Source organism: Actinophytocola sp., from assembly GCF_035712165.1.
In the GTDB taxonomy this organism is placed as follows: domain Bacteria; phylum Actinomycetota; class Actinomycetes; order Mycobacteriales; family Pseudonocardiaceae; genus DASYTH01.
Map to the genome: position 1 here is coordinate 17,814 of NZ_DASTBH010000569.1, position 25,122 is coordinate 42,935.

Below are 25,122 nucleotides of genomic sequence, written 5' to 3' on the forward strand. Positions count from 1 at the left end.
CAGCCGACGATCAACTTCTGGAATAGTGAGTTCTCCCTAGTAGCCGATGTTTACCCAAGTGTTCATGGCTTGTAGAAAGACGCATCGTAAGGTTCGCCGAGCGCGGCCCGACCAATCGTTGCGAGAATGTGGTCATCATTGTCGTGCCGCACGTAGAACGTGAGGTCTCGGTGGATTCGTTCCACCGGGCTCGGCCGGACCAGGCTGCGCGCGCCGCAGGCCCGGACACACTGGTCCACGGTGTCCAGTGCCAGATGCTCCACCAGGTGCCGGGCCCGGGACCCGGCGATCCTGGCCTCCCGCTTGCGGCCCGAGTCCCACAGGTCCGCGACGTGCTTGAGCCACAGCTGGCCGGTCTCCACGTCGACCGCCATCGCGCCCACTCGTTGCTGCACATACGGATCGGTGGTCTTGTGCTGGCGCAACAGGTAGTCGAGCGCGTAGCGGTAGGCGGCCTCCGCCGCGCCGAGGAAGCTCGCGGCGTAGTGCGGGATGAACACGGTCTGCCATTCCTGGCGCAGGTAGGCGCCCGGCTCGCCGATCCGTTGCGTGTCCGGGATGTAGGTGTTCTCGAACCGAACGAGATGGCTCGCGGTGGCCCGCATGCCGATGGGATCCCACCACGAGGTGTCCACCGACACCGACGGGTCGGCCAGTTCGCAGGCGAGCATCAGCACGCCGGAGTCGGACCTCGCGTTGCGGGCGCCGCCCGGGCCGGCCGGGTCGACCAGCAGGATGGCCCAGTCCGCCCCCACCGCGCTGGTGGCGAACACCTTGCTGCCGTTGACGACCCAGCCGCCGCCGACGCGCTGCACGGTGGTGCCGAAGCGTTGCTGCTCGCCCGGTTTGGGGGCGCGCGGTTCGCCGCTCCAGGCCACCCATTTCTCGCCCCGGCGCACCACCCCGTCGAACCATCTCGCCTTCTGCGCGTCGGTGCCCAGCGCGTCGATGAGGACCAGGGAGTTGGTGTGGCCTTCCCAGCACCGGCCGAGGGACAGGTCCGCGCCCGCGAGTTGTTTGGTCATCAGCCACAGGGCGTGGGTCCGGCCGTGCAGCGGGCCGAGTCCGAGCCCGCCGTGGCTGCGCGGCACGGTCGGCGCGAGCAGACCGCCGGTGAACAGGTCCTCGAAGTCCTGCGCCGGGAAGGTGGCGGTGCGGTCGTACTCGGCCGCGCGCTGGGCGAACCGGTCGGTCAGCACCGTCAGGTCGGCGGCCAGCGTCGCCTCGAGCTGCTGGCAGTCGACGTTGGTGATGGTCATCTGGCGAACTCCCTGTGGTTTATGGCCGGCGGCGGGCCGTCGTCGCGGTTGGCGATGGCCGGGGGATAGGTGCGACCGGTCATGAGGCGGAACTGCCGAGCCACCTCGACCGCCAGCACCTGCCATCCGTCGACCACGCGAAGCCGTCTGCGGCGTGCGGCGGCGACCAGGCTGGTCGGTTCCGGGCCGTAGGCGAGGTCCACGAGCACGGCATTGCCGCGCGCCCGGTCGACCGAGAACGGCGGTTCGCCACGAACCGGCGTGGCGTGCACGATCAGCGAGTAGTCCTCCGGCGCGAACTCCTCCAGCGAAACGAAGTCCACCCCGAGCAGGTCGGCCGCGTACTGGCCGCGGGCTGGACTCCGGTTCACCACAACGGGATCGGCGCCGGCGCGGAGTAGGCCGGAGATGGCGCCCCGGCCGGCGCCACCGCAGCCCACGACGGCGACCTTGCGGCCGCCGGCCCGGACACCGGCCGCCCGCAGCGAACCCACCACCCCGATCGGGTCCGTGGTGTACGCGCGCCAGCCGCCGCCGGTGCGGACCAGCAGGTTGGCCGCGCCGCTGCTGGCCGCCTCGGCGCTGACCGAGTCGGCGAGCCAGAGTGCCTCCTCCTTGTACGGCGCGACGACGGTCGCGCCGTCGAACGGCAGGCCCAGCCGCTCGAACTCCGCACACGTCGCCCGCCACGAGTCGGTGAACTCGTTGGCGTGCAAGGGGAGGAACAACGCCGACAGGCCGAGCTCCCGGTACGCGGCGTTGTGCAGGCGCGGTGAGTGCGACTCACCGACCCGCCGGTCGACGATGCCGAACAGCTTGTCCAGCCGGGGCAGCTCCGGAAACGGGTAGTCGCGCAACAGCCGCCGCACGGTCAGCAGCCCGTGCGCCCCGCTGTGACCGAGACCGCCGTACACCACGGGCGCGCCGAGCCAGGGCGCCAGCAACCGGCTGCACCCACCCAGCTCGCCGGTGGCGAACGCGGTCACGTCGGACCGGCCGAGACCGCGGAGCAGGTGCAGCGGCGCCATCGCCTGTTCGACGGTTTCGGCCTCCGGCGCCAGCAGGTACAGCTGGGCCGGGGTCGCGGCCATCCGGCCGAACAGGGCCGTCAGGTCGGTCCGGCCCGGGCCGTACCAGCAGATCCGCCTGCGCTGCGGCGGGATCGCGGCCAGCAGCTCCGGAGTGAGGTCCCGGTCGAACTCGAGCTCGACCAGGTCGTAGCTCCGCGCCGCGGCCAGCAGGCGGCGTTCGCGGTCATCCTGGCCGCCCGCGAACGCGCCGCCGTACTGGCTGCTGCGCAGGCAGTAGACCAGGGCGGTGTCGGTGCTCCGGCGCAGCATGTCCGGGTCGAGGTCGCCGGTGAGATCCGCGCGGATCTCCAGACCGCTTGCCGTGCCACGTAAAGCGCGCAGCTCCTGCCGCTGGGTCCACACCGAGGTGGTCAGCGTAGCCACAATGGAGCAGGTTCGGGCCGGCACGTCGTTCTTGACCGAAACGGGTCTGGACAATGTTCTCATCTCGACGACAATCGCTTGGTATGGATGCCTTCCTGTGGACCGGATTCGCCTCGGTGCTCGGCGCCCGGCACAGCAAGCGGGCGTTTCTCAAGCAGCCGGTCCGCCGGGAGCTCATCGAGCGGGTGCTGCTCGCCGCCGCGCACGCACCGTCCACTCGAAACGGTCAGCCGTGGCAGGTCGCGGTCGTCTCCGGCCGGCGGCGCGACGAACTGGCCCGACGGCTGGTCGCGGACTTCGACCGCGGCGTGCCGCCCAGCCCGGACTATCTCAACCGCCCGGTGGCGCCGGACGCGGCGACCGAGGCAAGGGCCCGGGAGGCCGGAGCCGGAGTGTTGCGGGCCAAGGGAATCGAGCGCACCGACTCGGCCGCGCGGCGGTCGCACCTGCGGGACAACTACGAGTTCTACGGCGCCCCCACGGAGATGATCTTCCATCTGCCCGCGGACGCTCCGCCGGGGCTGTTCCTCGAGATGGGTTTCTTCCTGCAGAACGTGATGCTCGGCCTGGTCGCATGTGGACTCGGAAGCTGCCCGCAGTACAGCGTGGCCGGCTATGCCGACACCATCCGCGCGGAACTCGGGTTGGGGGCGGACCGGCTCGTGGTCTGCGGTCTCGCGGTCGGATACCCGGACTACTCGGCGTCGGTCAACCGCTTCCATCCGCGCCGGGCCGAGTTGACCGACTTCGTGCAGTGGCACGATCGCGGCGCGCCGGAGGCGAGCGCCGCCCGGTGAGCCGCTCGGGCGAGGTCTTACGGGCATGCCAGGGTCGGGCTGACGTGCGCGCGTCATTGTATTTCTCCTCCGACTTGCAGGGGAAATCGGGAGCAGGAAACGCGCGGCACGTGCTCACCCAGTCACGCACACGCGAGGATATGCAGTTGTGGTGGGGCCGGCATGCCGTTGGCCGCGTCTTACCATGCCGTCACTTTTACGTTACCCCATGTCCCGTACGGCTTGTCTGTCAAAAGTACCTAGGGGCACGCTGTCGGCCTAGGAAGAACGCGCCATGTCCGAGCGGTCGAACGGTGGCCTACCTTCGGTAGCGAAGCCGCTCGGGGCGTGCCGGGAATGAGCCGGCGACCCGCTTCGCAATACCCGAGCCGATCCGGCGCGGCCCGGGAATCCGTCGTGGAGGTACCTGGGTGAAAGCACTCGACTACGTCCGGGCCGAGGACCAACTCCCCGAGCAGGCGCGGCCGCCGGGCGGCGCGCTTGGTTCGTCGGCGCTGGTCGGAACCTGGTTCGCGACCGACAAACAGGCCCTGGGCGTGGTTCGGCTGGAGCTGCGCCAGCGGGGTGAGACGCTGTTCGTTCGGGCATACGGGGCTGATTCGGGCGAACCGTACGATTGGGGTGAAATCGAAGCAACCGCGTACGGGGCGGCCGTGACCGCGGCGGACGCCATGGCCTTCAGCGCGGTGTACGACTTCGGCTTTCTCGTCACAATTCTGGCCGCGTACGCCAAGCAGGGAATTCTGGTGCTGGACACGTTCAACACCTTTACCGACTCCAGTGGCCGCTCGAACTATTTCAGCCGTGAGTTCTTCCACCGGTGAGGTGCGCGAATGGCCGACATGCTGATGACCCGGGCCTGGGACGTGCCGCTGGCCGATAACGGTCCGGTCCGGCCGGTCGATCCGTTGCCGCTGTGCGGGGAGTGGCTCAACTACGACAAGCACGCGACGGGCATCCACCGAATGGAGATCGACGAGTGGGAGGGCACGCCGGTCGTGCGCGCGTTCGGCGCCTGCCCGACCGGTCCGATCGACTGGGGCGAGGTGCCCGGCGCGGCGTTCGCCGGCGGTGTCGACGACCACGAGGCGGTCGCCTTCACGGCCTGCTTCGACCTCCGTTTCGCTCATCTCCTGCTGGCCGGCTACCTCAACAAACGTCTCCTCGTGGTCGACGCGTACACCACCTTCGCCGACGGCAGCGGGCGGGCCAACTACTTCCACCGGGACCACTTCTACTGCCCATGATGCGGCGGCCGACTCTCCGGAGCGAACCATGCCCCCTGACAGCACCGACCGAATGCGCTTCCACTGGAGCCTGCCGGCCAACGGGATCCAGGACCGGCGCCGGGGAGCCGTGTTCCGCAACGACCTCAACCCGGTCGCCGACCTGGACTCGCAGCGTGAGTTCTGCCGGCGGGCCGAGGGTTTCGGCATCGACTCGCTGCTGCTGCCGATCGGTTTCCAGCGGGCCGACCCCACCGTGGTGGCCACGGCGTTCGGGCTGGCCACCGAACGCGTCACGTTCATGACCGCCTCCCGGCCGTCGGTCATCTCGCCCACCCACTTCGTCCAGCAGATCAACACCATCTCCGCGTTCACCAACGGCCGGGTCTCGATCAACGTGGTCTCCGGCCAGGGCTCGGCGGAGTTGCGGTACTACGGCGACTTCTCCAGCCACGACGAGCGCTACCAGATCACCGACGAGTTCTGGACGATCTGCCATGCCCTGTGGCGGCGCGAGTTCCCGGTCAACTTCGAGGGAAAGTACCTGCGGGTGGAAGGCGCCCGGGTGAACCAGGAGTTCATCGCGCCGGACCGCCGCCGACCGTATGTCTACATCGGCGGCAGTTCCGACCTGGCCAGGAAGCTCGCGATCAAGCACGCCGACTGCACGATCAGCCTGATCGAACCACCGGACGAACTGGCGCCGAAGATCGAGCCCGCCCTGTCCGCCGGCATCGACGTCGCGGTCATCTGCAACCTGCTGGCGGCGCCGACCCTCGACGGGGCCGTGTCGCTGGCCTCCGAACTGGTCGAGGGCGCGGGCGAGGCCGGCAAGGCCGCGGTGGCGCAGTGGCGGGCGATGACCACCGAGTCCCAGGGCTTCACCACGATGTTCCGGCTCGCCGAGCGGTCCAACTGGATCACGCCCTTCCTGTGGTCCGGCCTGGTGCCGTACATGGGCCCGATGTCCATCTCGTTGATCGGCGGTGTGCCCGAGATCGTCGACGCCATCTTCGAGTACCGGCGGATCGGCGTGCGCCAGTTCCTCTTCCAGGGCCGGCCCGATCTGCAGATGTTGACCCTGTTCGGCACCGAGATCCTGCCCAGGATCCGGGAGCGGGAGGAGCACGAGCCCTTGGCCGCCGCAGGCGGACGCGCCCGGGACGGCCGATGACCGCTCCGCACGATGATCCCATCGTCGTCGTCCGGCCACTGCTGCCCGCATGGCAGACGTTGGGGCCGGCACTCGGTGAGGTGATCGAGAGCCAGGTGCTCACCAACGACGGTCCGCGGGTGCGCCGGCTGGAAGCGTTGCTGTCGGCGGGAATCGGCCGCGCCGATGTGGCGGTGACCGGCAGCGGCACCGTCGCCATCCAACTCGCCTGCGCGGCGCTGGGTCTGCGGGGTGAGGTGATCGTGCCGGCGGCTGCCTTCCCCGCGGTCGCCCAGGCGGTGCTGCGGGCCGGCGCCACCCCCGTCGCCGTGGACATCGAGGACACCTACCTGACCGCCGACCCGGACGCCGTCGCCGCCGCGGTCACGTCGCGCACCTGCGCGATCCTGCCGGTGCACACGTTCGGCTGCCCGGCGGATGTCACGGCGCTGCAGGCGGTCGCGGCCTCGGCCGGTGTCCCGCTGGTGTGCGACGCCGCACCCGGCTGGGGTGTGTACTACCAGGGCCGGCCGCTGCTGTCCTATGGCGACGTCGCGACCCTGAGCCTGCACGCCACCAAACTGACCCACGCCATCGAGGGCGGGGCGGTGGTCGGCAACACCCGCGAGGTCGCCGCGGCCGTGCGCCGGCTGCGCAACTTCGGCACCGGCCCGGGCGGCGCGCTGAGTGCCGGCACGAACGGACGGATGAGCGAACTGCACGCGGCGGTCGGCGCGGCGGTGCTCGCCGAGGCGCCGGCCGAGATCACCCGCCGCCGGGCCGTTCGCGCGCTCTACCGCCAGGCGCTCGCCGGCATCGACTGGTTGCGGCTCTGTGCCTTCCGGCCGGGCGCCGGCCCGAACGTGGCGGCGCTGGCGGTGCGGCTCGCCCCGGACGCGCCGGTGGACGCCGAACGGCTCTGCGATGCCCTGCAACCACGTGGAATCCATGCCCGGGCGTACTTCGGCGGGCGGTACCGGATCGCCAGGCTGGCGGCCGCCGGACCGGCGCCGCGGGCCGACGAGGCGGCCAGGCGCATCGTCTGCCTGCCGTTCTGGGGTGGGTTGCGCGAGTCGCAGATCGCGCGGATCGCCGACACGCTGCGGATGATCGCGCGAACCCCGGCACTCGCCGGCTGACGATCGGAGGGGCCGGGCCAGATGCGCGTGCTGTTCAACTGCCATCCGGATGCGCAACACCTCTACCCGCTGGTCCCGCTTGCCTGGGCGATGCGGGCCGGCGGGCACGAGGTGCGGATCGCCGCCAGCCCGGCCTCGGTGCCCGCGATCGTCCACACCGGACTCACCGCGGTCCCGGTCGGACCCCGGCTACCGCCGCCGACCAGCCGGGACGACGCCGACACGCTCGCCGTGCTCGCGCACCGCGAGTTCCCCCCGGACTGGCCGCTGCACACCGACCGGCTCGACGACGGGCACCGCACCGTGCTCGAACTGCTCGGCAGGCGATCGGCGGCCTTCGCCGAGTACCTGGCCGACGATCTGGTCGGCTACGCCCGGTTCTGGCGGCCCGACCTGGTGGTGCACGACGTCGCCGCGTTCGCCGGCGCGGTCGCCGCCGCCGCGACCGGTGTGCCGAACATCCGGTTCCTCACCGGGGTCGGCCTGCGGCCGATGGAGACCCGGGTCGGTCGCGGTGACCCGATCCCCGAGTACGCCGCGTTGTTCGAAAGCCGCGGCCTGCGGGTCCGGATGCCGCCCACGCTGACCGTCGACCCGTCGCCGCCGACCCTGCGGCTCCCGGTGCCGGCGCCGTGGCGCGGGGTTCGCTACGTGCCCTACAACGGACCCGGGGTGGCCCCGCCGTGGTTGCGACCGGACACCGGGCGCACCCGGATCTGTGTCACCTCGGGCCTTTCCCTGGACCGGGTGACCCGCCGGCTCGGTCCGGCCACGCTCGAACCGTTCCAGCGGGCCATCGAGGCGTTGTGCGAGCTGGACGTCGAGGTCATCCTCACCACCACGGCCCACCAGCTCGAGGTGATCCGCCAACTGCTCGGCGGGCTGCCGCCGCGGGTGCGCGCGGTCGAGTCGGTCCCGCTGCATCTGTTGCTGCCGTACTGCGCGCTGATCGTGCACCAGGCCGGCGACGGCACCGCGCTGACCGCGGCCGCGGCCGGGACCGCGCAGCTGGCGATCACCCGCAAACCCGACCCGGCCCTCACCGGGGGCCGGCTGGCCGCCGCGGGCGTCGGCATTCACCTGCGGTACCAGGAGCTGGAGGGGCAGCCGGACGCGCGCGAGACGATCCGCGCCGCTGCCGAGAAGGTGCTCACCGACCCGGGGTACGCCGCGGCGGCCGCCCGGCTGCGGGCGGAGATCGACACCCAACCGCCGCCGGCCACGCTGGCCGGCGAGCTGGCGGCGCTGGCCCGGGACCGAAGGGGGTAGCCGTGCGTGTGCTGTTCACCTGCCACGGCGGGATGCCGCACCTGTTTCCGATGGTGCCGCTCGCCTGGGCGTTCCGGAGCGCCGGGCACGAGGTGCGGATCGCCAGCCAGGCCCGGATTCTGGACGCGCTGATGCACACCGGCCTGCCGGTGGTGGAGATCAGCCGCACTCCGGAGTGGACGGAGGAGGAGCGCGCCGAGACGATCAGGAAGATCTACCAGCAGGATCCGCTGCCGGCCGGCTGGACCGGCGACCTGTCGGTGCTCAGCGAGGAGCAGCGGGCCTACCAGGAGTTCATCGGGCGGCGCATGATCCGCATCGCCGAGGCCATGGTGGACGAGCTGACCGCGTTCGGCCGGCGCTGGCGGCCGGACCTGGTGGTCTACGACGCCGAGGCGTTCGCCGGGCCGGTCGTGGCCGAGCAGCTCGGGGTGCCGGGGGTGCGGCACCTGTTCGGCACCGCCACCGTGCCGCGCACCGAACTGGACGCGACCGGCGCGCCGCTGCCGGAGTACGTGCGGCTGTTCCAGGACCGGGGGATGCGTGCCCGGCTCACCGCGGCGGCCACCGTGGACCCCACCCCGCCGAGCATGCGGCTGGAGCATGATCCCGGCCGGCTGGCCGTTCGCTACGTCCCGTACAACGGCGCCGGCCAGCTGCCGGCCTGGCTGCTGCGGCCGCGCTACCGCCCCCGGGTGTGCGTCACCTGGGGCCACACCGCGGCGACGATCGGCGACGCGGCCACCCATCCGTTCCGGGACGCGATCGGCGCGCTGTCCGGGATGGACGTGGAGATCGTCGTGATCACCACCCCGGCCCAGCTGGAGCTGCTCGGCGCCGAGCTGCGCGGCGGTGTGCACGCGGCCGCGTCGGTGCCGCTGCACCTGGTGCTGCCGCACTGTGACGTGCTGGTCCAGCAGGGCGGCGACGGCACGACGCTGACCGCCGCCTCGGCCGGTGTCCCGCAGCTGGCGATCAGCCGCAAGCCCGACGCGGAGATGGCGCCGGGCCGGCTGGCCGCCGTCGGCGCCGGCATTCACCTGCGCTACCAGGAACTTCGCCAGGACCCGGCCCGCGCCCAGGTGATCCGGGACGCGGTCGGGCGGCTGCTGCGCGAGGACGGCTACCGGGCGGCGGCCCGCAGGCTGCGCCAGGAGATCGAGCGGCAGCCGGCGCCGGCCGAGGTCGTGCCGGCACTGGCCCGGCTGGCCCCGGACGGCCCGTCGTGACCGGTCCCGGCGAGCACGGCCACGACCGGCTGGCCCGCGGCGCCGACCTTCGGTCCGAAGTGGACCAGCTGCTGGCGGTGCTCGCGGCGGAGGGCCCGGCCGGATCGGTGGTCGGGTTCGGCCCGGAGACCCACCGCTACCTGGCGCCCCTGGCGCAGGCCGGGTTCCGGGTCACCGCCGCCGATCCCGACCCGCCGGCCGGGCGCACCTTCGATGCCGCGCTGGTGCTGGGTTCGGCGCTGGGCGGGCTGGTCGCCAACGACCGGATGCTCACGGCCCTCGCCGGGTACGCGGGCTGCCTGCGGCCCGGCGGGCTGATGCTGCTCGACCTGGTCGACGGCCAGACCGTGCTGGGCGCCCGGCTGCCCGGGCGTGGCCTGCGGGAGCTCGCCGGTCCGGACGGCCGGCGGATGATCGGCTATGCCGACGAGGTGGACACCGACGAGCAGGTCTACCGGCTGACCGTGCGGACCTGGCGGCTGGCCGAGGATCGGGTCGTGGACCGGAGCATCGTGGTCCGGGACGTCCGCTACTTCCTGCCGCGCGAGCTCGCGTTCCTGCTGTCGGTGAGCGGGTTCGAGCTGGCCGGCACCGCACCGCTGGCCGGGCAGCCGGACCCGGCCTGGCTGCGGCTGGCCTGGGCGAGGAAGGCATGACGGCCGTGGACTCGGCGACGTTCGGGCGGCTGCACGCCGCCTGGTACGACCGGTGGTTCAGCGCCCGGAGCTTGCCGGCCGAGGTCGAGCAGCTCACCCGGATCTTCGCCGCGGCGGGCGCCGGGGTGGGCTCGGTGCTCGACATCGGCTGCGGCACCGGCGGTCATCTCGAACTGCTGGCCCGGCACGGCCTCGAGGTCGTCGGGATCGACCGGTCGCCGGCGATGGTCGCGGTGGCCGGCGAACGGCTGGCGGGCTCCGGCGTCGCGGCGACGGTGCTCGAGTCGGACGTGGCGACGCTGCGGCTGGCCCGCGCCTTCGACGCCGCGATCATGATGTCCTGGGTGCTCAGCTACCACGTCAGCGACGAGGACCTGTTCACCACCCTGGCCGTGCTGCACCGGCACCTGCGCCCGGGCGGCCTGCTGGCCTTCGACGTCGTGGACGGCTCGGTGCTGCTCCGCGACGGGGTGTCGACGAGCCTGCGCGTCGTCGAGGACGGCACGACGCAGTTCCTGCGGGTGTCCGAGCCGGTGTTGCGCCCGGCCGAGCAGGTCTACGAGATCGGCCTGCGGATGTGGATGTTCGACGGTGACCGGGTGGTCGCCACCGCGGCGGAGACCCATCCGGTGCGCTACTTCCTGCCCAGGGAGGTCGAGCTGATCCTGCACACCGCGGGGTTCGAGCCGCTGGGCAGCGAACCACTGGCCGGCGGGCCGCAGGCGCGGCAGTTGTCCCGGCTGTTCTGGGCGAGACGCCCGTGACCGGAGGGGAGGCGCGATGAGTACCGCCGCCGGTTCGCCCGCGTGGTCGTGGGAGGCGGGTCCGGTGCTGACCACCGGGCCGTTGCGCTGTGAACGGATCGAGCCGGTCGACGTCGCGCCGCCGTTCGACCGCGACTGCCTGGCCGGGCTGGGATTGTCCGGGGTCCAGTTCGGCTCGTTGCAGCGCCGGGCGCCGGGCTGCCTCAACGTCGACCTCCGGCCGTTGACCGACGGCGTGACGGAGACGGAGCTGGGCCGGCTGGTGCGGGTGGACGGCTCGACCTACTTCGTCCGGCTGGACGTGTGCCAGCCGCTTCCGTTCGCCGGCGACTGTGTCGACTGGGCGTACTCCGAGCATCTCATCGAGCATGTCCCGCTGCTGGGCGCCATCGCGTGGCTGACCGAGGTGCGGCGGATCCTGGCCCCGGGCGGCCTGCTCCGGCTGACCACCCCGGACCTTCGGCGCTACATCGAAAGCTACCTGGCCGGCGGCGGGTTCTTCGCCGGGTACCGGGAACGGCTGCGCGCCCGCGGCACGCCCGCCATGCCCGACCGGCTCGCCTTCATGGTCAACCACATCTTCTACTTCTGGGACCACCGCTGGATCTACGACGCCGACGAGCTGCGCTACGTGCTCGGCCGCGCGGGCTTCACCCCGTCGGCCATGCGGGTGTGCGCGTTCCAGCAGGGGGCCCGGCCGGACGTCGCCGGGCTGGACGACGAGCGGCGCAACGACGAGACCATCTATGTGGAGGTGCGGGCGTGAGATACGACACCGAGGTGGTCGAGCCGTTGCACGCGGACCTGTTCGGGCCGCTGCACGCCCGCTACTTCGACATCTTCCACCGGCGCAAGGACTATCGGGCCGAGGTGGACCAGCTCACCGCGACCGCGGGCGTGCGGCCGGCCGGGTCCGTGCTGGATCTGGGCTGTGGCACCGGCCGGCACCTCGAACTGCTGGCCGCGGCCGGGTACGAGGTGGTGGGGGTGGACCGGTCGGCGGCGATGGCCCGGCGGGCCGGCACCCGGCTGGCCCGGTTCGGCCAACGGGCCTCGGTGGTCGAGGGCGACCTGTTCGACGTGACCTTCGACCGCCGGTTCGATCTCGTGATCATGATGTACTCGCTGCTGGGCTACTTCGTCACCAGCGCGCGGGTGATCGAGGCGCTGGCCGCGATGGCCCGCCAGGTCGCCCCGGACGGGCTGGTGGTCTTCGACGTCGAGGACGCCGCGGCGGTGCTGCGGGCGCCCACCCCGCTCAGCGGCGGCTCGCTGCTGCGGGACGGGCCGCTGCCGTTGCTGTTCGGGCACAACACCTCGGTCAACGAGCGGGAGCAGGTCATCGAGATCGTCATGCACATGTGGCAGATCGACGGGGCGCGGGTGCTCGACCACGTCGAGGAGACCCACCTGATCCGGTACTTCTCCCGGCCGGAGCTGCGGCTGCTGCTGGAACGGGCCGGGCTGGAGCTGGTCGGCTACGAACCACTGTCCGGTGACGCCAACAACCCGAGCCAGCCGTGGCTTCGGCTGGTGTCGGCGCGGAAGAGGTGACCGTGGAACCCAGGATGTTCGCCGACGTGTCGGAAGTGGACGAGCTGGTGGCGATCCTCGCCGAGGCCGGCCCGGTGTCGTCCGTACTCGACCTGGGCGACGGCGGGCACGCACAGCCGCTGGTCGCCGCGGGATACGAGGTCGTCGCGGCCGGGCCGGAGGAAACCCCGGCGCGAACCTTCGACGTCGCGCTCATGCTGGGCCTGGTGGTGGGCCGGCAGCGGAGCGACGAGGCGCTGCGAGACCGGCTTCGGGCCGCGCATCGCGCCCTGCGGCCCGGGGGTCTGCTGCTGTTCGACATCCTGGACGGCTCCGCCGTGCTGCGGCACGCGCCGAGCGGACAGTTCACCCCGGACGTCGACGGGAACATCCGGGTGGTGCGGTGTGTCCGGGGCACGGTGGACGTCGACGAGGGGATCTACCGGGTGGCGGCGCAGGTGTGGCGGCTGGACTCCGCGCGGGTGCTGGACCGGGTCGAGGAGTCGCACGCGATCCGGTTCTTCCTGCCCCGCGAACTAGAACTGATACTAGATACGGGTGGCTTCCGTCTGCTGGACACCGCACCGGCCGGTGAGCTGGGCCGGTTGGGTTGGGCGCGGCGCCGCTGATCACCAGGCGCGAGCTGACGAGGTGAGGCCGTGACCGCTGTCGCGTCGGGACTGCCGCCGGGGGACCGGATCCGGCTCTACCGCAGGCGTGCCGGGCTGACCCAGGAACAGTGCGCCCAGCTCAAGGGGTGCACCGTCTCGGCCTGGCGCAAGTGGGAGTCCGGCGAGCGGCAGGTGGCCGCGTTCTCCGACTGGATCGAGATCGCCCGGATCCTGCGCGTGCGGGACCTGTACAAGCTGACCGGACTGCCGGTCGGTGAGCTGCCCGAGGAGCCGATCGAGCACGAAACCGTGCCGGCCATCCGGGCCGCCATGATCTCCTTCGACCCGCGGCTGCCGGACGAACCCGACGTGGCCAGGCTGGCCGCGGCGGTGGAGAGCGCCTGGGACATCTGGCAGGAACGGCGGCCGTTCACCCAGATCGGCACCATGCTGCACGGCCTGATCACCGAGGTGCGCGCGACCATCCCGCTGGTCGCCGAGGGCCCGGACCGGGACCGGCTGCTGCGCACCGCGTCCATGCTGTACTTCCTGACCCGGGCGTTCACCAGCCGGGTCGGCGCGCACGACGTGTCGCTACTGGCCGCGGACCGGGCCATGGCGGCCGCGATCAAGGCCGACGATCTGGACTACCGCGCGGCTTCGGCGTGGAATGTCGGAATGATCCTGGCCGAGCAGGGTCATACCGAGGTCGTGCTCGAACTGGCCCGGGACGCCGCGGCCGACCTCGAACCGAAGCTGTCGGCCGACTGTCCGGCGCGGAGCAGCATCTTCGGCGCGCTGCACCTGTTGCGCGCCATGCAGTTCGCCCGGCTCGGCGACGAGCCGTCCGCGGTGGCCGCACTCGACCTGGCCGACTCGGTCGCGGCGAAGCTGGGCGACCGCAACGACTTCCGCACCGTGTTCGGGCCGACCAACGTGGGCATCTACCGGGTGTGGCTCGCCGTGGAGCTGTCCAAGCCCGGCGAGGCGATCCGGTTGGCCCAGCGCTACGACGTCACCGCGCTGCCGAGCGTCGAGCGGCGGTTCTCCTACTATGTCGAGCTCGCGCGCGCGTACAGCATCCGCACCGAGGATGTGGCCGCGGTGCACATGCTGCTGCGGGCCGAGCGGGAGTCGGCGGAGGAGCTTCGCTTCAACGTCGAGGTCCGTGCCATGGTGCGCGAACTGCTGCGCCGGGAGAACTCCCTGACCCGCGCCGAACTACGCCCGCTCGCCGACCGGATCGGCATTTTTCGTTAAACCCTCAGGGGAGCCACGCCCGCCAGGGTGACACAGCCCGTGGCAGGGGGTTCCACCACCCCAGGTGGTAGTTACCGGTGGGTAGCGCGCTTTGCTGAGAAGACGGATCTCCGGGGAACAGGCGCGAAACCATTGGGAGCACGCGATGTCGGCTGCTGTCGTGCGGGATGACCCGCTACCGTCCACAAAGTACTGGTGGCTCGCCGGCGGGATGCTGGGCCTCGCGTTCGGCTACTTCTTCTGGTACACCCCCTACGCGGCGCTGACCAAGGCGCTGTCCGCCGGGCTGCTGCCGGGTATGGACAAGCACCTCGGCGGGCTGGTGCTGCTGCCGGCCGCCGCGATCGGCACGCTGGTCGGCTCGTCGGTGTTCCTCGCGGCCACCGGCTGGTGGCGCTACCTCGGGCGGCGCGGGCGGCGCCGGGCGCCCAGCAACACCATGCTGATCGCCGGGTTCTTCATGGCGCTGGTGATCGCCACGACCACGCTGAACTACACCTTCGCCGGCGTGTCGATCCTGTTCATGCTGCTGATGATGCGCGGCGGGGTGCTGATCCTCTCGCCCATCGTGGACACCGTGCGCCGCCGCCGGGTCCGGGTCTACTCCTGGGTGGCGCTGGGCTTCAGCCTGTGCGCGGTGACCACCGCGCTGGCCGACGTCAACAGCTACGTGCTGACCGCGGGTGCGCTGGTCAGCCTGGCGATCTACTTCACCGGCTACATCGGCCGGTTCCGGATCATGAGCCGGGTGGCGAAGACCAGCGACGAGCTGACCGACCGGCGCTACTTCGCCGAGGAGTCGGTCACCTCCGCGGTGTGGCAGGTCGTGCTGTGCGCGGTGCTGGCGCTGATGCCGCTCGGCCAGGTGTCCGCCGCGCTGCGCGAGGGGTTCACCACGTTCCTGCTCACCCCCGCCGTACTGCCGGCACTGGGCATCGGGCTGCTCTACTCCGCGCTGTACGTGTACGGCACGCTGATCTACCTCGACCCCCGGGAGTACACCTGGTGCGTACCGGCCAACCGGTGCGCGAGCCTGTTCTCCGGGCTGGTCGCGTCCTTCGGGCTGAGCGCGTTGACCGGCATCGCCCTGCCCGGCACCGGGCAACTGCTGGCGACCGGGTTCGTGTTCCTCGCGATCCTCGCACTGAGCTGGCCCGCGCTACGCGCGGCGCTGCGGCGCGCCCCGCGCCCGCTGCTGCTGTTCGTCTGCGGCGGCAACACCTGCCGGTCGGCCATGGCCGAGGCGATCGCGCGGCACACCGTGGGCGGCCGGTACCGGGTGGCCAGTGCCGGGGTCTCGGCCCGTGCGGGCTCTCCGATGGCCGACGAAGCCGTTGCCGCGCTTCGGGAATCCGGGATCCCCAGCAACGGGCACAGGTCCCGCCGGTTGACCGCCGCGCAGGTCGCCGACGCGGCGACCATCTACTGCATGACATCGGCGCAGTGCGACGCGGTGCTGCGCATCGCGGCGGACGCCGCCGGTAAGACCATGCGCCTCGATCCCGCGGGAGACCTGCCGGAACCACACGGAAAACCGGCGGCCGCCTACCGGGAATGCGCCGAGCGCATCAAGGTGGTCATCGCCGAACGGCTGCCGGTCGCCGCCCTCCCTTAGGTGATCCGCCGCTTCCTAGGCAGATCTGGCAATACCGGCCGCCGGTCGAGGCGCAGAGAGTGTCAGTATGACCACCCTCGTGTGGAACTACCTGCTGGAGTTCGAAAACGAGCGCGACGACATCATGGACGCGGTCGAGACCGTGTTCCGTTCGGGCCGGTTGGTCCTGGGCGAGAGCGTGCGTGGTTTCGAGGCGGAGTACGCGGCCTACCACGGCATCGCGCACTGCGTCGGGGTGGACAACGGCACCAACGCGCTCAAGCTCGGCCTGCAGGCGCTGGGCATCGGCCCGGGCGACGAGGTGATCACCGTCTCGAACACGGCGGCGCCGACCGTGGTGGCCATCGACAGCGTCGGCGCCACACCGGTTTTCGTGGATGTCGACCCCGACCACTACCTGATGGACACCGCCGCGGTCGCCGCCGCGATCACGCCGCGCACCCGCTGCCTGCTTCCGGTGCACCTCTACGGGCAGTGCGTCGACATGGCTCCGCTGCACCATCTCGCGGCCCGGCACGACCTGGTGATCCTGGAGGACTGCGCGCAGTCGCACGGCGCCCGGCACCATGGCCGGCTGGCCGGAACCCTGGGCGACGCCGCGGGTTTCTCCTTCTACCCGACCAAGGTGCTCGGCGGCTACGGCGACGGCGGCGCCACGATCACGCCGAACGACGAGGTGGCCGAGACGCTGCGCCGGCTGCGCTACTACGGCATGGCGGAGCGCTACTACGTGGTGACCACTCCGGGGCACAACTGCCGGCTGGACGAGGTGCAGGCGGAGATCCTGCGGCGCAAGCTGCGCCGGCTGGACGGCTACATCGCCGCCCGGCGCGCGGTGGCGGCGCGTTATGCCGAGGCGCTGGCCGGCACCGACCTCGCCCTGCCGGCCACAGTGGACGGAAACGACCACGTCTACTACCTCTACGTCGTCCGCCATCATCGCCGCGACGACATCATCGCGGCGATGAAGCGGTTCGACATCACGCTCAACATCAGCTACCCGTGGCCGGTCCACACGATGACCGGGTTCGCCAAGCTCGGCTACGCCCCGGGTTCCCTGCCGGTGACCGAGGCGCTGGCCGGCGAGATCTTCTCGCTACCGATGTATCCCTCGCTGCCGGGCCAGACCCAGGACCAGGTGATCGAGGCCCTGCTCAAGGTCCTCGCCGAGCTGTAGCCGGCCGGAAGGTGGTGAAGGTGATGCGGCCCGAGGAACTGGCCGTGGCCGGTGCCGTCGTGTTCACCCCGGAGGTGTTCACCGACGGCCGCGGGTCGTTCGTCTCACCCATGCAGCAACCCGCCTTCCGGCAGGCGGCCGGACTGCCGGCGTTTCCCGCCGCGCAGGTGAGCTACAGCACCTCCCGCCGCGGCGTGGTGCGCGGCGTGCACTTCACCGCAACTCCGCCGGGCTGCGCCAAGTACGTCTACGTGCCGCACGGGCAGGCCCTGGACATCGTGGTGGACCTGCGGACCGGATCCCCCACGTTCGGCCGGTGGGACAGCGTGGTGCTCGACGCCGCGCAACCCCGGGCGGTGTACCTGCCGGTCGGCGTCGGGCACGCCTTCGTCGCCCGCGCCGATCACACGATCATGAGCTACCTCATGTCCGCCGCCTACGACCCGCGCAACGAGCTGGCGGTGCAGGCGTTCGATCCGGCCCTCGGGCTGCCGCTGCCGGTCGACGTCATCCCGACCGTGTCCAACCGGGACAGTGTCGCGCCGACCCTGGCGCAGGCGCAGGCCGCCGGCCTGCTGCCGGACTACGCCACCTGCCAGGCGTTGTGGCCCGACATCGCACTGAGCAGTCCATGACGACCCACCCCGAACTGCTGGCCGACCATGACTCGGGCACGCCCGGCCGGATCGCGCGGTCCATGCGTCCGGCCGGGCCGTGGCCGGCCGAACTGGCGGCGTTTCGCCGGTGGTTCACCGAATGCCAGCGGCATTCCCATGCGGAGGTGCGGCGGATCGGGCTGGACGGGTTGCGGGACTGGCACATCGACCCGGACACCGGCAACATCCGGCACCGCAGCGGCAGGTTCTTCACGATCGCCGGCCTGTCGGTCGAGATCCCGGACGGACCGGTGCCGCGGTGGGAACAGCCGATCATCCTGCAACCGGAGATCGGCATCCTCGGCATCATCGTCACGGAACTGGACGGCGTCCTGCACTGCCTCATGCAGGCCAAGATCGAACCCGGCAACGCCAACGGGCTGCAGCTTTCCCCGACCGTTCAGGCCACCCGGAGCAACTACACCCGGGTGCACGGCGGCCGCGCGGTGCCGTACCTGGAGTACTTCGTGGACACCGGCCGGTCCACGGTGCTCGCCGACGTGCGCCAGTCCGAGCAGGGATCGTGGTTCCACCGCAAGCGCAACCGCAACATGGTGGTGGAGATCCGGGACCGGATCGAGGTGCTGGACGGCTTCCGCTGGATGACGCTGGGGGAGGTGCACCGGCTGCTCGCGGTCGACGACGTGGTCAACATGGACGCCCGGACCGTGCTGTCCTGTCTGCCGTTCCCCGGCACGGACCTGGCGGCGGTGTACCGGCCGGCCGGCGATCGCCTGCGCGCCGCGCTGGTCCGCTCGTGTGCCGCGGACGCGCCCGGACTGCATCCCATGGGCGAGATCCTGAGCTGGATCACCGACCTGCGCACCCGCACCGAGATCAGCACCACCATCGTCGCGCTCGACGCGATCCGGGGCTGGCACCGGGAAGCGGCCCGGATCCGGCACGACAGCGGGTTGTTCTTCGACGTGGTCGGGGTGGAGGTGGCCGCGGGCGGCCGGGAGGTCGCGCGCTGGAGCCAGCCGATGTTCGCGCCGCACGGCACCGGGGTCGTCGCGTTTCTGGTTCAGGACATCGGCGGCGTGCTGCACATCCTGGTGCGGGCCCGGGTGGAGCCGGGGTTCGTTGACGTGATCGAGTTGGCGCCGACCGTGCAGTGCACGCCGCAGAACTACGTCTGCCTGCCACCGGCTGCCCGGCCGCCCTACCTCGACGAGGTGCTGGGGGCCGGGCCGGGGCGGACCCGGTTCGCCAGCGTGCTCTCCGAAGAGGGCGGCCGGTTCCACCATGCGCGCAACTCCTACCGCATCGTGGAAACCGACATCGACCCGCGCACCGTGCCGGGCGACTTCCGCTGGCTCACCGTCCGCCAGCTCAGCGAGCTGTTGCGGCACAGTCACTATGTCAACATCCAGGCCCGCACCATGATCGCGTGCCTGCACGCCATGGTCGCCGGCCTGCCGGACACCCGAACCGGGTGAGAGGCGGGGTCACATGTCGGTCTGCCGTATCTGCGCGGGCCCGGTGAGCGAGTTCGCCGACTTCGGCGCGCAACCGCTGTCGGATGCCTTCCGGCTGCCGGACGAGGTGAGCGAGGAGTTCTTCTTCCGGCTGGCGGTCGGGATGTGCTCGGCGTGCACGATGGTGCAGCTCATCGAGGAGGTGCCCCGGGAGCTGATGTTCCACGCGGGATACCCCTACTACTCGTCCGGCTCGGCGGTCATGCGGGCGCATTTCGAGCGCACCGCGCACCGGTTCCTGGACCACGCGGGCCCGGACGGGCTGATCGTCGAGGTGGGCTGCAACGACGGGGCGATGCTGCACGTGGTCGCCGAGGCCGGCCGCCGGCATGTCGGCATCGAACCGTCCGGCGCGGTCGCCGCCGTGGCGGCGCAACGCGGTGTGCGGGTGCGCGGGGACTTCTTCGATGCCGACGTCGCCGCCGACATCCGCGCCACGGACGGCCCCGCACAGGTCATCTTCGCCGCGAACACCCTGTGCCACATACCGTACGTGGACTCCGTGCTGTTCGGAGTGGCGGAACTGCTGGCTCCGGACGGCATGTTCGTGTTCGAGGATCCGTACTTCGCCGACATCCTGGCGCAGACCTCGTTCGACCAGATCTACGACGAGCACTTCTACTTCTTCACGGCCCGGTCGGTCGCCGCCCTCGCCGGCCGGCACGGCCTGCGGCTGGTCGACGTGGAACGGTTGCCGGTGCACGGCGGCGAGGTGCGCTACACGCTGATGCGGGCCGGCGCCCGCGAACCGTCGGCGGCGGTGGCGGACCTGCTCGCGGCGGAGTCGGCCGCGCGGATCACCGAGGAGGTCACCCTCAAGCAGTTCCGGACCGGCGTGGAACGGATCCGCGACGACCTGACCGGCCTGCTCACCCGGCTGCGGGCGCAGGGGCACACCGTCGCCGGGTACGGCGCCACCGCCAAGAGCGCCACGGTCACCAACTTCTGCGGTATCGGACCGGACCTGGTGTCCTACATCTGCGACACCACCCCGGCCAAACAGGGCAGGCTGTCTCCCGGCGCGCACATCCCGGTGCGGCCGCACGAAACCTTCGCCGCCGGCCCGCCCGACTACGCGCTGCTGTTCGCCTGGAACCATGCCGCCGAGATCATGGCCAACGAGCGCGAGTTCTCCCGCCGGGGCGGCCGGTGGATCCGTTACGTGCCAACGGTCCGGGCGGACTGAGGCGCTACCGTGGTCGACGTCGCGGACCTCCGCTGCTACGTGCTGAACCTGCCGCGCCGGGCCGACCGGCGCGAGCGGATCAGCCGGATGCTCCCGCCGGATCTGCCGGTCGTGTTCACCACCGACTGGGACGGTCCGTTCGACGGGCTGCGGCTGGACCGGGCGGCCATCGACGCGGCCGGCGTCGGCCTCTACCCCTGGCGGATCGACTCGGACGACGAGGACTGGTGCCGGTCGCTCAAGCTCGGCGAGATCGGCTGCACACTGCACCACCTGGCCGCCTGGCGGCACGCCCTGCGCACCGGCGCCGAGCCGTACGTGGTGGTGCTCGAGGACGACGCGGTGCTGGCGCCGGACTTTCTGGACCGGCTGCTCGCCGGGCTGCGCCTGCTGGCCGCCGGTCCCGCGTTCGATCTGCTCTACCTGGGCCGGATCCACTACGAGCCGGCCGAGGACACCCCGGCCGCCCCCGGGTTCGTGCGCCCCGGCCTGAGCTACGGCACGCACGGATACCTGTTGCGCCGCAACGCGCTGCCGGCGCTGCTGGACGCCGGACTGGACCGGGCCGTCATCCCGGCCGACGAGTTCCTGCCGTGCATGTACCTGGATCATCCCCGGCCGGACCTGCGTGCGCACTACCCGCCCCGGCTGCGCGCCCTGGCCTTCGATCCGGTCATCGTGGGCGACCCGCCCCGCGGTGACAGCGACGTCTACTGGACCCCGGTGGTCGGGTCATGACCTTCCCGAAGGAGCGGACCATGCGGTTGGCGATCGTCGGTTGTGGCGGCGCGAGCCGCAAGCTGCACCTGCCCGCGCTGCGGGACCACCCGGCGTTCCGGTTGGTGGCGCTGGTGGACACGGTGCGCGAGCACGCCGCCGCGGCCGTCGAGCGGTACCGGGAGCTGACCGGGGACCCGGGGGCTGACCTGCTCGTCACCGACGATCTCGCCGCGGTGCTGCCGCACGTCGACGCGGCGATCGTCGCCTCGGCCAGCGGCACGCACGCGGAGCTCGCCGCGACGCTGCTGCGCGCCGGCAAGCACACCCTGGTGGAGAAACCGATGGCGCTGGACCGGGCCCAGGCCGAACGGATCGGGACCGCGGCCGCGGTCGGCGGCGCCGTGGTGGTTCCCGGGCACGTGCGCCGGCTGTTCCCGCTCGCCCCCTGGATCAAGTCCATTGTGGACGAACGGCGGATCGGGCCGGTGCTCCGGGTCCGGTGGGCCGAGGGCGGGCCGTACGACTGGGGGGTGGCGGGCGCCTCGATGTTCGCCCCGGCGTCGGCGGGCGGCGGCGTGCTCGCCGACGTGGGACCCCACGTCTTCGACCTGCTCGGCCACTGGTTCGGCGCGGGGCGGGTGGTACGGGTGGCGACCAACGGCGACGGCGGGTGCGACAGCGAGGCACAGGTCCGGTTGTTCTACGGCGAGGTCATGGCGGAGGTGGAGTTGAGCCGGCTGCGCCAGCTCGCCGACCGGATCGTCCTGGAAGGCCCGCGCGGCAGCCTGTCCGTCGAGATCGACGTCGACGACGCCGGCTACGTCGAGCACGACGAGTCCGGGGCGGTTCGCGCGGCCGGGCCGATACCGGTGCTGCCCGGCGCCGCCGGCACCTGGGACCGGCTGTTCGCCCTGCAGCTCGCCGAGTTCCGCCGGGCCATCGACGGAAAGCCCACCGCGCTGGCGACCTTCGACGACGGCGCGGCCGTGGCCGGGCTGCTCCAGTCCTGCCGGTCGGTGCCGGCGGCCCGGCTGCCCCGGCCGTGGCAGGACTCGCGCCCGCGCCCGGGTCGTCCGGCGCCCGCCCGGGTCGCGGTGACCGGCGCGTCCGGGTTCATCGGCGCGCACGTGGTCGAGCGCATGGCCGCGGACGGTCCGGTGGTGGCCGTGGTGCGCGATCTGCGCAAGCTGGCCCGGCTGTCCCATCTCGACCCCGCCCGGGTGCGGCACGCCCGCGCCGACATCCGCGACCGGGCCGCGCTCAAGGAGATCTTCCGGGACTGCGACGTCGTGGTGCACACCGTGGTGGGCACCAGGGGAGACGCTGCCGAACTGTGGTCGGTCACGGTCGACGGGACGGCCGCGGTGCTCGGCGCCGCGCTCGACGCCGGGGTGCGCCGGGTCGTGCACCTCAGCACGGTGGAGGTCTACGACACCGCCGGCCGGGACTTCCTCGACGAGGACTGCCCGAGGGCGGCGGTGGCAGCCGGCAGCCCCGGGTCGTACCGGCAGCAGAAACTCGCGGCGGAGAACCTGGTCCTGTCGATGGCCGGCGGCCTGGAGGTGGTCTGCCTGCAACCGACGATCGTGTACGGACCGTGGGGTCCCACGTGGACGGTGTCCGTCCTGGAGGAGGATCTCACCACCGCCAACGAGACCCTGCCGACCGGTCCGGACACCGGCGTCTGCAACGCGCTGCACGTGCACGACCTGGCCGAGGCGGTCCGGTTCGCCGCCACCGCGCCCGGCGTGGACCGCCAGCGGCTGCTGGTCTCCGGCCCGGACACGGTGCCGTGGGGCGAGTTCTACGACGCGCACCGCCGGCTGCTGGGGATCGCGCCGCCGTCGCGCTACGACCGTAGCCAGGTTCCGGCCGACGACCAGGCGCTGTACGACAGCCGGATGGTGGTGCGCACCGGCCGGATCGCCGGGCTGGGCTTCCGGCCGGAGGTGGACGTCGCGCGGGGGCTGGCGCAGGTCGCGGACTGGGCGGCCTGGGCCGGCCTGGTGTAAGGGGTTTCGATGAGGTCGATCCTGCTCAGCTATCTGTGCCGGGCGTTCGTGGGACATTCGGTGGAGGCGCTGCGGTACACCCGGGGCCTGGCGGAGGCGAACCCGGGGACGGAGGTGCACCTGGCGCTGTCGGACCGCTGCGTTCCGGAGATCGCCGAGGGTTGTCCCTGGATCGCCCGGATCCACCCCATCAACCTGACGGCCCTGGAGGAGTCCGACGACCTGTCGGCCCTCGGCGACCTGCCACGGGAATGGGACTACATCGTCGACGATCTCACGATCGTGCACGAGACCGACCACGTCGACCCGGCCCGGCTCGACCCGGAGGCGGTCGCGCTGCGCCGCTACTACCGGCTCACCGCAGGCGTCCTGTCGGCCCGGTCCGGGCGCGGCGCGCTCAGCCCGGCCATGCGGCTGCCCGGCGGGTTGGCCTACCGGCCGGGAACCTGGGTGCGCCTGTCGGTCCCGGAAAGCGCCCGGCGCCTCGCCGCCCGGCGCACCCACGCCGGTCCGCGGATCTGCGTCCTGCTCGGCGGTTCCTTCTCCTACCAGTGGTATCCGGACGTGTCGTCGTGGATCGCGATCCTGCGGGCGCTGCGGGACGGGCTGGGCGATCCCCGGTTCTACCTCACCGGGCTGCGCCAGCCCCGGGACGGTCAGACCCGGACGGCCGGGTACACCGACGCCGACGTCGCCGCCGTCCTGGGCAGCGGGCCGGACCTCGTGGACTGCTACGACATCGGCTTCTGGAACCAGGTGGCGCTGATGGAAAGCTGCGACCTGGTCATCGCACCGCGGACCGGGTTCGCCGCCCTGGCCCTGTGCGTGGGCACCCCGTGGCTGACGATCTCCGGGGGAGACTGGCCGGAGTACTTCTTCAACGGCGTGCCGTTCTACCCCGTGCTGCCGGACGATCCGGGCTACCCCTACCGCGCGCACAGCTACCCGCAGGACACGCCGGTCAAGGTCCCGAGCATGCGGCCGGAGCACCTCGACGCGAAGATCCCGGAGATCGTCGAGGCCGCGAAGCTGTTGCTGGATCCCGGGTTCGGCTACGAGCAGGCCGTGCGGCGGTACCGGGACAACATCGCCAAGGCCAACGTCAGCCGGGCCCACATGCTGCTGCCCGGCGACCCGGCGCTGGCCACGTTCTGATCACCTCCGGACGGCGACGATCCGGCCGCGTCCGCTGGCCCAGCCGGGAACGAACTCGATCCGCGCGCAGCCGGCCGCGCTGATCGCCGTGGTGTACTCCTCGGCGGTGAACAGGGTCATCTCGTGCAGGTCGGTGAACGACGTGATCCCCGTGGCGTCGCCGACGAGATAGTGGTACTCCACCCGGGAGGTGCGACCGTCCCGGGCGGAGCGGGCCAGCCGCAGCACGGTGCGGCCCGCCGCGACGGCCACCGTGTGGTCCAGCGCTCCGCCCTGCCAGCCGTCCGGGTGGAACCAGGGGTCGATGACCAGCAGTCCGCCCGGTTCGACGTGCCCGGCCATGGCCCGGACCGCCGCGTGCAACTCCGCGACCGACCGGGTGTAGCCGATCGAGCTGAACAGGCAGGCCACGACGTCGAACCTGCGGCGCAGGGCGAAGCAGCGCATGTCACCGGCATGCACGACGACCCCGGGCAGCTTGGCGACCGCCTTGGCGCGCATGGGTTCGGACAGTTCCAGACCCTCGACCTCGGCGAACCGCCCGCGCAGATGGCGCAGGTGCTCCCCGGTGCCGCAGGCGACATCGAGCAGGCTGGTCGCGCGCGGGTGCCGGGCGTCGACCAACTCGGCGAGGGCGGCGGACTCGGCGGCGTAGTCCTTGCCCCGCCCGGCGGCATAGACTTGGTCGTAGACCTCCGCGAGCGCCCTGCCATAGGTTTCCTCCACAGCACCATTGTCTGCTCAGTAATACCGAAACGCTATTCGCCTAGGTA

At 71.8% G+C, this 25,122-nt stretch carries 24 protein-coding genes; 21 read left to right on the top strand and 3 right to left on the bottom strand.

What is annotated here, in order from left to right; translation table 11 throughout:
• Positions 1 to 62 precede the first annotated feature (62 nt).
• Complete coding sequence (locus tag VFO68_RS33100; RefSeq protein ID WP_325162373.1) at positions 63 to 1,259, bottom strand: acyl-CoA dehydrogenase family protein; 1,197 nt, start codon at positions 1,257 to 1,259, stop codon at positions 63 to 65.
• Positions 1,256 to 2,776: a type I 3-dehydroquinate dehydratase gene (locus VFO68_RS33105; protein ID WP_325162374.1), complete on the bottom strand. Its 1,521-nt coding sequence runs from the start codon at positions 2,774 to 2,776 to the stop codon at positions 1,256 to 1,258. Before VFO68_RS33105 ends, VFO68_RS33100 begins: the two co-directional genes overlap by 4 nt.
• Positions 2,777 to 2,796: 20 nt before the next feature.
• Between VFO68_RS33105 and VFO68_RS33110 the strand changes: the two genes are divergently transcribed.
• The 21 genes from VFO68_RS33110 (at position 2,797) to VFO68_RS33210 (ending at position 24,349) form a co-directional block, all read left to right on the top strand.
• Positions 2,797 to 3,510, top strand: coding sequence for a nitroreductase (locus VFO68_RS33110; protein WP_325162375.1), 714 nt, complete (start codon positions 2,797 to 2,799; stop codon positions 3,508 to 3,510).
• Between the two features lie 410 nt (positions 3,511 to 3,920).
• Positions 3,921 to 4,334, top strand: a complete 414-nt coding sequence (locus VFO68_RS33115) for a hypothetical protein (RefSeq protein WP_325162376.1) — start codon at positions 3,921 to 3,923, stop codon at positions 4,332 to 4,334.
• 9 nt (positions 4,335 to 4,343) lie between these two features.
• Complete coding sequence (locus tag VFO68_RS33120) at positions 4,344 to 4,757, top strand: hypothetical protein (RefSeq protein ID WP_325162377.1); 414 nt, start codon at positions 4,344 to 4,346, stop codon at positions 4,755 to 4,757.
• A 28-nt stretch (positions 4,758 to 4,785) separates the two neighbouring features.
• Positions 4,786 to 5,910, top strand: coding sequence for an LLM class flavin-dependent oxidoreductase (locus tag VFO68_RS33125; protein ID WP_325162378.1), 1,125 nt, complete (start codon positions 4,786 to 4,788; stop codon positions 5,908 to 5,910).
• Positions 5,907 to 7,028 carry a DegT/DnrJ/EryC1/StrS family aminotransferase gene (locus tag VFO68_RS33130; RefSeq protein WP_325162379.1) on the top strand — a complete coding sequence of 374 codons (1,122 nt, stop codon included), beginning with the start codon at positions 5,907 to 5,909 and terminating at the stop codon, positions 7,026 to 7,028. Before VFO68_RS33125 ends, VFO68_RS33130 begins: the two co-directional genes overlap by 4 nt.
• 21 nt (positions 7,029 to 7,049) lie before the next feature.
• The gene (locus tag VFO68_RS33135; RefSeq protein ID WP_325162380.1) at positions 7,050 to 8,297 is read left to right on the top strand and encodes a nucleotide disphospho-sugar-binding domain-containing protein; all 1,248 of its coding nucleotides are present in this window, start codon (positions 7,050 to 7,052) and stop codon (positions 8,295 to 8,297) included.
• Between the two features lie 2 nt (positions 8,298 to 8,299).
• A complete protein-coding gene (locus tag VFO68_RS33140) occupies positions 8,300 to 9,526 on the top strand; it encodes a nucleotide disphospho-sugar-binding domain-containing protein (protein WP_325162381.1) in 1,227 nt (408 codons plus the stop codon).
• Positions 9,523 to 10,182 carry a hypothetical protein gene (locus tag VFO68_RS33145; RefSeq protein WP_325162382.1) on the top strand — a complete coding sequence of 220 codons (660 nt, stop codon included), beginning with the start codon at positions 9,523 to 9,525 and terminating at the stop codon, positions 10,180 to 10,182. Before VFO68_RS33140 ends, VFO68_RS33145 begins: the two co-directional genes overlap by 4 nt.
• The gene (locus VFO68_RS33150) at positions 10,179 to 10,946 is read left to right on the top strand and encodes a class I SAM-dependent DNA methyltransferase (RefSeq protein ID WP_325162383.1); all 768 of its coding nucleotides are present in this window, start codon (positions 10,179 to 10,181) and stop codon (positions 10,944 to 10,946) included. Before VFO68_RS33145 ends, VFO68_RS33150 begins: the two co-directional genes overlap by 4 nt.
• A gap of 16 nt (positions 10,947 to 10,962) precedes the next feature.
• The gene (locus VFO68_RS33155) at positions 10,963 to 11,712 is read left to right on the top strand and encodes a class I SAM-dependent methyltransferase (protein WP_325162384.1); all 750 of its coding nucleotides are present in this window, start codon (positions 10,963 to 10,965) and stop codon (positions 11,710 to 11,712) included.
• Entirely contained in the window at positions 11,709 to 12,500 is a 792-nt protein-coding gene (locus VFO68_RS33160; RefSeq protein WP_325162385.1) for a class I SAM-dependent methyltransferase, read from the top strand. The genes VFO68_RS33155 and VFO68_RS33160 overlap by 4 nt, the downstream gene beginning before the upstream one ends.
• 2 nt (positions 12,501 to 12,502) lie before the next feature.
• On the top strand, positions 12,503 to 13,108 hold the full coding sequence (locus VFO68_RS33165) for a hypothetical protein (protein WP_325162386.1): 606 nt from the start codon (positions 12,503 to 12,505) through the stop codon (positions 13,106 to 13,108).
• 30 nt (positions 13,109 to 13,138) lie between these two features.
• Complete coding sequence (locus VFO68_RS33170; RefSeq protein ID WP_325162387.1) at positions 13,139 to 14,350, top strand: helix-turn-helix transcriptional regulator; 1,212 nt, start codon at positions 13,139 to 13,141, stop codon at positions 14,348 to 14,350.
• A gap of 145 nt (positions 14,351 to 14,495) precedes the next feature.
• Positions 14,496 to 15,965 carry a hypothetical protein gene (locus VFO68_RS33175; RefSeq protein WP_325162388.1) on the top strand — a complete coding sequence of 490 codons (1,470 nt, stop codon included), beginning with the start codon at positions 14,496 to 14,498 and terminating at the stop codon, positions 15,963 to 15,965.
• Between the two features lie 67 nt (positions 15,966 to 16,032).
• A complete protein-coding gene (locus VFO68_RS33180) occupies positions 16,033 to 17,142 on the top strand; it encodes a DegT/DnrJ/EryC1/StrS family aminotransferase (protein ID WP_325162389.1) in 1,110 nt (369 codons plus the stop codon).
• Between the two features lie 23 nt (positions 17,143 to 17,165).
• Entirely contained in the window at positions 17,166 to 17,777 is a 612-nt protein-coding gene (locus tag VFO68_RS33185; RefSeq protein ID WP_325162403.1) for a dTDP-4-dehydrorhamnose 3,5-epimerase, read from the top strand.
• Complete coding sequence (locus VFO68_RS33190; RefSeq protein ID WP_325162390.1) at positions 17,774 to 19,237, top strand: NDP-hexose 2,3-dehydratase family protein; 1,464 nt, start codon at positions 17,774 to 17,776, stop codon at positions 19,235 to 19,237. Before VFO68_RS33185 ends, VFO68_RS33190 begins: the two co-directional genes overlap by 4 nt.
• Before the next feature lie 13 nt (positions 19,238 to 19,250).
• On the top strand, positions 19,251 to 20,462 hold the full coding sequence (locus VFO68_RS33195; protein WP_325162391.1) for a class I SAM-dependent methyltransferase: 1,212 nt from the start codon (positions 19,251 to 19,253) through the stop codon (positions 20,460 to 20,462).
• 9 nt (positions 20,463 to 20,471) lie between these two features.
• The gene (locus tag VFO68_RS33200) at positions 20,472 to 21,200 is read left to right on the top strand and encodes a glycosyltransferase family 25 protein (protein WP_325162392.1); all 729 of its coding nucleotides are present in this window, start codon (positions 20,472 to 20,474) and stop codon (positions 21,198 to 21,200) included.
• A gap of 20 nt (positions 21,201 to 21,220) precedes the next feature.
• On the top strand, positions 21,221 to 23,194 hold the full coding sequence (locus VFO68_RS33205; protein WP_325162393.1) for an NAD-dependent epimerase/dehydratase family protein: 1,974 nt from the start codon (positions 21,221 to 21,223) through the stop codon (positions 23,192 to 23,194).
• 9 nt (positions 23,195 to 23,203) lie between these two features.
• Complete coding sequence (locus VFO68_RS33210; RefSeq protein ID WP_325162394.1) at positions 23,204 to 24,349, top strand: hypothetical protein; 1,146 nt, start codon at positions 23,204 to 23,206, stop codon at positions 24,347 to 24,349.
• On the opposite strand, the gene VFO68_RS33215 is transcribed toward VFO68_RS33210, so the two are convergent.
• On the bottom strand, positions 24,350 to 25,075 hold the full coding sequence (locus VFO68_RS33215; protein ID WP_325162395.1) for a class I SAM-dependent methyltransferase: 726 nt from the start codon (positions 25,073 to 25,075) through the stop codon (positions 24,350 to 24,352). It lies immediately after the preceding gene.
• Between the last annotated feature and the right edge of the window lie 47 nt (positions 25,076 to 25,122).